This window comes from Cellulomonas sp. P4_B5_2 (assembly GCF_056402235.1).
In genome coordinates this window covers 1-3,161 of sequence record NZ_JBFUHU010000380.1, presented here as the reverse complement: position 1 = coordinate 3,161, position 3,161 = coordinate 1, and the positions used below count along the sequence as shown (strand labels likewise).

General features: G+C 76.1%; 1 protein-coding gene. It reads left to right on the top strand.

Going from position 1 to position 3,161, the window contains the following annotated elements; genetic code table 11:
- On the top strand, positions 1 to 3,161 hold a 3,161-nt coding region (locus AC1DUQ_RS19770; protein ID WP_477074422.1), incomplete at both ends, for a hypothetical protein.

Genomic DNA, 3,161 nt, shown 5'->3' with positions numbered 1-3,161 from the left:
GTCTACGCGCAGCGCTACGGGATCGCGCCCACGTCGCTGGCCATCGGCGTCGCCACCTGGACCGAGCGCACCACGCCGGACATCGCCAGCGACGACGTCGCCGCCCTCGCCTCGGTGACGCGCCAGCGGTCGGGGGAGGGCGAGCAGCACGACGCCGCCGCCCCGCGCACCGTCCGCGCACCCGTCCTCCTGCGGCCCGTCACCCTGCGCGCCCGCGGCTCGGGCGAGAGTGACTACGAGCTGGCCCTCGAGCCGTCGCTCGAGGTGAACCCGGTGCTCGCACGGGCCCTGCGGGCACGAGGCGCGCTGCTCGACCCGGGCGCGGTCGCACGCGGCACGTTCACGTCGAACGGGTTCGACCCGCGCGGGGCGCTCCAGCGGCTCACGTCGCTGGGGGAGGCCGTGCTCGACGACTTCTCCCTGAGCGAGCGCGTCGTCGTCGGCACCTTCGTCCACCCCGGCCAGATCCTGGTGGACGACCTGGACAACCTGTCCGGCACGCTCGAGCGCCACGAGGTCGTCTCCGCGCTCGCAGGGGTCGAGGAGTCCCGGACGCGGCTGCGCCGGGTGCTGCCCGTCCCGGTCCGCGGCGACCGGGACCCCGGGCACGAGCGCGGTGTCGGGGACCTCGACCCCGCGCAGCAGCACGTTCTGGACGTGGTGGCCACGGGCACGCACCTGTTCGTCGACGCCCCCGCCGGCGCGGACGTCACGGGCACGCTCGCCGCGCTCGTCGCGGATGCCGCCGCGAGCGGTCGCACCGTCCTGTACGTGCCGGGGCACCGCCGAGCGGCCACCGCACTCGCCGACCGGCTGGGTGCGCTGGGCCTGGGCGACCTGCTGCTCGACGTCGCACCCGATGCGGGGTGGCGGTCCGCGATCGCGCGACGCCTGCTCGGCGCGATGACGCTCGAGGCGCCCGCGGTCGACGCGCACGGGGTCGTGGCCCTGCGCGGCGAGCTCGTCGCCACGCGGGAACGCCTTCGGGCGTACGTGGACGCCCTGCACGCCGAGCGTGCCCCCTGGGGCGTCTCGGCGTACGACGCGCTGCAACAGCTCGCCCGGCTGACCTCCACGCGCCCGACTCCCAAGACGACCGTGCGGCTGTCGCCGGACGTGGCCCGGGTGCTCGACGCGGAGCGCCGCGCCGACCTCACGGCCGACCTGGTGCGCGCGGGTGAGCTGGGCGCGTTCCGCCTGCGGCCCACGGACACCCCCTGGTACGGCGCCGACCTGCGCACGCGTGCCGACGCCGACAACGTCGTCCGCCGGCTGGCTCGCGTGCTCGACTCCACCCTCCCGTCGCTCGTCGAGCGCACGGCGCAGGTGGCCGCCGAGACCGGTCTGACGCAGGCGACCACCGTCGTGGCGTGGGCCGAGCAGCTGACCATGCTCGACGGCGTCCGCGCAGCGCTCGACGTGTTCCAGCCGATCGTGTTCGAGCGCACCGCCGCCGACCTCGTCGCCGCCACGGCCACCAAGGAGTGGCGGGCCGAGCGCGGGATGGAGATGGGCTACTGGCTCCGCCGCCGGCTGCGCAAGCAGTCGAAGGACATGGTCCGCCCCGGCCGCCCGGTGGCCGACCTGCACGCCGGGTTGCTGGAGGTCCAGGCGCAGCGGGAGATCTGGCAGGCGCACTGCCCGTCCGGCGGCTGGCCGCGGCTGCCCGACGGCCTCGAGCACATCGAGGAGGAGTTCGCCGCGGTGCGCGCCGACCTCGACGCGCTCGACGAGGTGCTCGCGACGACCCCCGGCGGAGCCGGCCTGTCCAGCCTGCCGTTCGCGGCGCTGACCGAGCGCCTCACGCGGCTGCGCTCCGACACCGACGCCCTCTCCGACCTGCCCGACCGGACCGGTCTCCTGCACCGCCTGCGCTCGGCCGGCCTCGGCGCGCTCGTCGACGACCTGGCGACCCGCCGCATCGACCCCGCGCTCGCCCCGGCGGAGCTCGACCTGGCCTGGTGGAGCACCGTCATCGAGCAGATCCTCTCCGAGGACCCCGCGCTGGCCGGGTACGACGGCACCGCGCTCGGCGCGATGTCCGCGCAGTACGCGACGCTCGACCGCGCGCACGTGAAGAGCCTGTCCGGACCGGTGCTCGGCGCGGTCGTCGGTCACGTCTCGCACGCGCTGCGCCAGCACCGCGAGCAGGCCGAGGCGCTCTTCGCGGACCTGGTGGAGGATCGGCTCACGTCGCTGCGCGACACGGTGGTGCGCCACCCCGAGGTGGCGAGGCGGCTGCGGCCGGTCATCGCAGCGAGCCCCATGCTGGTCCCGCAGGTGCTGCCGCCGACACGCACGGTCGACCTGGTGGTCATCGACTCCGCCGCGCACCTGCCCGTCGAGGTCGCGCTCGCCGCGGTCGCGCGCGGGCGGCAGGTGGTCGTCGTCGGCGACGCCCGGTGCGCCTCCGGCTCCGCGGTCCGTGAGCTGGCCGACGTGCTGCCGTCGGTGGCGCTGCGCGCCGACACGTCCCGCCGGGACCCCTACCTCACGGCGTTCCTCGCGGCCCACGGCTACGCCGGCGTGCTCCGCGCGACGCCCCTGCCGCAGTACCGGCCGCTGGTCGGCCTCGACCTGGTGGACGGCACGGGCATGCCCGACCGCGACACCGGGTCGGTGGACTCGACGCGCGAGGAGGTCGAGCACGTCGTCGAGCTGGTGCTCACGCACGCGCTGCTGCGTCCGGACGAGTCGCTCGCGGTCATCACCGCCACCTCCACCCACGCCGAGGCCGTGCGCGAGGCGGTCCTGTCCGAGGTCCGCGGCAACCCGGCGCTCGCCGCGTTCTTCGACTCCGGCCGAGTCGACCCGTTCGTGGTCACCGACCTGCCCAACGTGGCCGGTCTGCGCCGCGAGGCGATCATCCTGTCGCTCGGTCTGGGGCGGACCCCCCACCGCCGGGTGCTGCACACGTTCGGGCCGATCTCCGCGCCCGGCGGCGACGCCCTGCTGCTCGACGCACTGGGCTCCACGCGGCACCGGCTGACCGTCGTCGCGTGCTTCGGCGCCGACGACCTCGACGCCGAGCGGCTGCGCGGTCCGGGCCCGCGGCTGCTGGCCGACCTGCTGGCGTTCGCCGCCCGCCGCGGTGCCGGCCAGGACGTCACCGACCTGGTCACGCCGCCCGAGCCCACCGACCCGCTGCTGCGGAGCCTGGC